The organism is Methanomassiliicoccales archaeon (assembly GCA_013415695.1).
Classification (GTDB): Archaea; Thermoplasmatota; Thermoplasmata; order Methanomassiliicoccales; family JAAEEP01; genus JAAEEP01.
Window position 1 is genome coordinate 1 of record JAAEEP010000037.1, and the last position, 4,658, is coordinate 4,658.

Annotated in this window: 6 protein-coding genes; 3 read left to right on the plus strand and 3 right to left on the minus strand. The window is 51.7% G+C overall.

Translation table 11 applies throughout. The features are described from left to right. The coding region (locus tag GKC03_10020; protein ID NYT12862.1) for a hypothetical protein at nucleotides 1-933 on the minus strand (933 nt) is incomplete at its 3' end. Between the two features lie 135 nt (nucleotides 934-1,068). Beyond that, nucleotides 1,069-1,218: a hypothetical protein gene (locus GKC03_10025; protein NYT12863.1), complete on the minus strand. Its 150-nt coding sequence runs from the start codon at nucleotides 1,216-1,218 to the stop codon at nucleotides 1,069-1,071. Nucleotides 1,219-1,349: 131 nt separating this feature from the next. Here GKC03_10025 and GKC03_10030 point away from each other — a divergent pair, with 131 nt between their 5' ends. The 3 genes from GKC03_10030 (at nucleotide 1,350) to GKC03_10040 (ending at nucleotide 3,120) form a co-directional block, all read left to right on the plus strand. Next, a complete protein-coding gene (locus GKC03_10030) occupies nucleotides 1,350-1,556 on the plus strand; it encodes a hypothetical protein (protein NYT12864.1) in 207 nt (68 codons plus the stop codon). 275 nt (nucleotides 1,557-1,831) lie between these two features. Further along, a complete protein-coding gene (locus GKC03_10035; protein NYT12865.1) occupies nucleotides 1,832-2,647 on the plus strand; it encodes a class I fructose-bisphosphate aldolase family protein in 816 nt (271 codons plus the stop codon). 26 nt (nucleotides 2,648-2,673) lie between these two features. Next, nucleotides 2,674-3,120 (plus strand): DUF3795 domain-containing protein, encoded by a 447-nt coding sequence (locus tag GKC03_10040; GenBank protein ID NYT12866.1) that lies wholly within the window; start codon nucleotides 2,674-2,676, stop codon nucleotides 3,118-3,120. Nucleotides 3,121-3,296: 176 nt separating this feature from the next. Here GKC03_10040 and GKC03_10045 read toward each other — a convergent pair. Further along, nucleotides 3,297-4,658 (minus strand): hypothetical protein (locus GKC03_10045; protein ID NYT12867.1); only part of this gene is annotated, 1,362 nt, incomplete at its 5' end.

A 4,658-nucleotide genomic window follows, 5' to 3' on the forward strand; every position in this document is an offset into this window, starting at 1 on the left:
AATTGCGCTGACGCTGATGAGATAGAAACCATGTCCAACCGATGACGGGATATCGTACTTTGTCCAGTTCTCCCCATCGGTGGTCTTCAGCATCCGATCGAAATCGACTGCGGCCCAGGCGTTGTTCTCATCGATCACGCATACGCCGTTCACGTGAGGTCCCCCCTGCGGTCTGGAGGTGCTCTGCACTGTCCAATTCCCTCCCCCGTCGATCGTCTTGAGTATGGTCTCGTCCGCTCCTACGGCCCACGCGACGTTTTCATCGGCCGCACTTATGTCGATGAGGCCAGTAGTCATCACCGTCTCCTCGGTGCCCTGGCGAGTCCAGTTCTGCCCGGCGTTGGTGGTCCGGAATATGGTCGCGTAGCCACTGTCATTGTCGCCTATGATCCAGGCATTCGACTCGTCCACGACTGCCATTGCGTAGAAATTGGCCTCGGTCAGATCCCCAGGTGAGGATTGGACTATCCAGTTCTCTCCCCCGTCGTAGGTTATGAGGATGGTCCCGTTCTCCCCAACGGCCCAGGCGATTCCTATGTCAACGACCCCGATCCCGTAGAGGTCGACGGCAGGGACATCGGCTACATCTCCTTGATTGACCCAAATCTCACCGCCATCATCGGTCCTGAGGATGGTGACGTGCCCGTCCACCTTGTTACCTACAATCCAGGCGGTGTTCTTGTCAATTGCCTTGACATCATTCAACGGGACATCAGGCACGGTGTCGTTGCTACCCTGTCTGGTCCAGTTCGTTCCATCCACAGTATGAAGGATCGTGCCGTAACCGTCCACCGGTTCTCCAACAATCCACCCCACCTTCTCCGTCTTAGTGTCTTGATCGTTGACTATTATGAATGCGGCGACCAGTATGATGATTATGACTATCGCTCCGATTATGGGTCCGCTAATGTTCTTTCTCCCCTCGTTGCCCATGGCAGATCCCCCTACGCCACTCGAGGAATACTCGATGACCTAGGCCTTATTGCATTTTGGACATTAAGTATCTTTCAAATAGCCTCTCAAAGGAAGAGCTATGGGATTCCATTGGTTTTCAGAAGAGGGTCGCCATCACGATTTGGTGTTTTTCTCAGCAGCCGCTATTGAGAGTATTCCTACGGCCAGTGGCAATCCACCCACGAGTCCAAGGGACCATGTTCCGAGTGCTCCTGATATGATGAAGAATAGCCCAAACCAGCGTTCACTAATCCCACTGTCCATAGACCTTCCCTGTAATCCACATTAATCCTAGAATTCTGCGAATATTTTATCGTTGTCAGTTTAGATATGTAGATTGGTCAAGGGTTGATCTGATGAAGTGTCCAAAATGTGGAGGGGAATTCGAGGAGGGCATGTGTGAAATTCTAGGGGGAGATCAGATTGCAGGGCTGTACTGGTACCCCGGTTTGACTAAGGACGTTTTAAAGAAGAACCCCAGCCTGGTTGGAAAGAAGTCAATCAGGATCAAAGGACCAACCTATTTGCAGATGTTCTTCTCTCACAGATGTCCGGATTGTAAGGCACTCTTCTTGGAATATGGAAAGGCAAAGAAGAAATGAAAGATCACTAGGTGAATGGAATCAGGAGCGTCGGAAATTTGGTATTTTCCAAGTGTGTTCCTCGCATCTCCTCGTCTGGATAATTATCCTTAGTTACTTTATCTAAACATTGCTTATATACGGGAAGATCATATCTTCCGCTAACATGAAATTGCGGAGCTGTGATCGGATACCTAAAATCCATCTTTTCGACTTTCACAGCTTCGGCTTTTGATAGCTCGCCATAGGTTTTAATGGCGGGCTATCCAGCATTTTGAAAAATAGGAAGTGAGCTTATGAGCTATACTGGAAAGGCAATTCGTTTGGAGAGGATCATGGACCGCAGGACCAGAAGGACGGTCATCGTCCCCATGGATCACGGCATGAGCCTGGGCCCTATCAAGGGCATAGTCAACATGGCCGAGACCGTTGACCAGGTTGCAGAGGGGGGCGCTAACGCTGTACTAGGGCATTTGGGACTCCCTTTGCACGGTCATCGGAGGTATGGGAAGGACATCGGACTGATCATGCATCTGTCCGCTAGCACATCTCTTTCTCCGGATCCGAACAACAAGGTTCTGATCACTCCCGTCGAGGAGGCGATCAAGATGGGAGCTGACGCGGTTTCCGTCCACATAAACATCGGGGCGGAGTCGGAAGCCGAGATGCTGCAGGAGCTTGGGATAACGGCCGCAAAATGCAGGGAGTGGGGCATGCCCCTGTTGGCGATGATGTACCCTAGAGGGAAGAAGATAGATCCTAACAACTCGGGCGAGTATGTCAAGATCGCTGCCCGGGCTGCGGCGGAGATTGGCGTGGACATTGTGAAGACCAACTACACCGGCAGCATCGATACCTTCAAGGAGGTCACAGAAGGGTGTCCCGTTCCCGTTGTAGTGGCGGGAGGCCCGAGAATGGATACAACCGAGCAGATACTTGAGATGGTCCGTGACTCGATACAGGGTGGCGGGGCCGGTGTTGCCATCGGCAGGAATGTCTTCCAGGCAGAGAAGCCCGGTCTGATGGTGAAGGCGATGTCGTTGATAGTCCACCAGGACTACTCGGTCAAGGAGGCGATGACGGAGCTGGGATTCAAACAGAATAAAGTTTGAATACCTTCCCGCGAATGATTTTCCTCATGAAGCATGAGGCTTTCGATCGGGTCAAGAACCAGATGGGACCCTGCGGTATCTCATGCGGAGGATGCGCCCTCGGGAACGGTACCGTTGCTGAGTCTGCCGAGAAGCTGAATCAGTTCATTCGTTCATACGGGATCGCACAATGGGCGCATTTTGTACCTGGAGGATCCGAGATAGACTTCAAGAATCTCGATCACTCGTTAGAATGGATTGGATCTCTCGTGGATTGTCCAGGATGCGAGCATGGCGGAGGGCCTCCCAACTGCACGATAAGGATTTGCTCCAAGGAGAGGGGACTCAATCTCTGCTCTCAATGCACGGACCTTGAGGGTTGTGAGAACTTCCAATGGCTGGGAGAGCACGGAGGACTGCTCAAGGCCAAACTGGCAGAAGCGAGGGGGAAGACCAAGAAGGATTTGATAGCCGAAAGCATAAGGGGAATCTGATCACGTCGATTCCATGTATTCCTACGCCCTAGAATTTTGGATGCAGGTGATCTTGTGTGATCTGGACATGGTGTCCCTCAAGGCGACCCAATTTAAGATAGCTTGAGGTCGTATCATTCTGACGCTCCATGTTCCTGAGAATTCGAGGACCCATTTGGATTCGTATTCTTTACTTCTCACATGCTGCTGTCCAGTATCTCGATCTGGAATATCTTGTCGTCATCCCATAGTTCGCATGTCCTCTGAAGTGTCCACAGGTATTCTCCATCCCAGGCGATAGCCCAGGTACCATCCGCGACCGGGAATATCGATCCCACCAATACACCATCTGTGGTGAACTTACCTATGCCGCGACCGCCACCCGTCGCCCAGAAGAACTCACCGGTCCACACTATGGCTTGACCAATGCCCCCGGAGAAGTCTATTGACCCTACAAGGTTCCCGTTGGTGTCTATCTTGTAGACCCCGCTTCCGTCCCTCTTGGTGAGGCAGAGGTAGGTCCCGTCGAACGTCAGCCCCATGCACCCTCCCTTCTCCTTCTCGGGAATATCGAAGGAATCCAGGATGATGACCGAGGTCTCGTTTATCGTGAATTTGAATATCTTGAGGAGCGAGAAGTCATTGACCCAGAAGTTCAATCCGTCCCAGGCCAGCCCCCTGGGATTCATCAACGTGGAATTGAATATCTGGAAGGTTCCTGTCTCGGGATCGACCTTTACGAAGTCGTGTGACTCCCCGCCGAAGGTGAACCTCCAAAGGTAATCTTCCGCGTAGAGCAGGGTCCAACCGAAGGAGAGGCCCTTTCCGATCCTCTTGACGACCCTTCGGGTCTCGTCCTCCGGGTCGAAAACATATGAGTATCGATCCTCAGGATCACAGGGAATGTAGCCCAGGGGATGCCATTCTATCACCGGATAATCCATCTCTGGAATCGGAACCGATCCATCACCCATATCGTTGCCATATTCGACAATGGTGCAGTCGAGATTGATCATCATCTCCTCTTCCGTGATGTTCTCGAATTTGTTGTAGATCACAGTGAGATTGGACTCATGCCCAGCGGTTATCGCTATGTGGCGATAGTTGTGGAAGTAGTTTCCCTCGACATGAACCTCGGACTTCTCGGAATGCAGGGCGAAGTTGCCATCCCTGAAGATGTTGTTCTTGATTAGGACGTCATGATTGTACTGCTCCAAGGCGATCTCGTGATAGCCATTGCTGTAAAGAGTGCAGTTCTCCACGGTAAAGGTGGACCGCTCGGCGTATATACCTTCCCAGTTCACCCACCTCACGATCGAGTGGGAGATGTTGACGGAAGAATCGAACTGCGCGATGCCCATCATACTGAACTCCACGACGATATAATCCAGGATGCTTCCGAAGCTGTTGAAGAACATTATCCCGGACCAGTCTCCATTGATGGGATCATCGGTGTTTGATGTGAAGTAGATCTGATTCTCCGCGGTTCCTTGGGCAATGAGTGTGCCGCCGTTTATGCCTATTTCCACCATTCCATACGGATTTCGGTAATCCCTGCA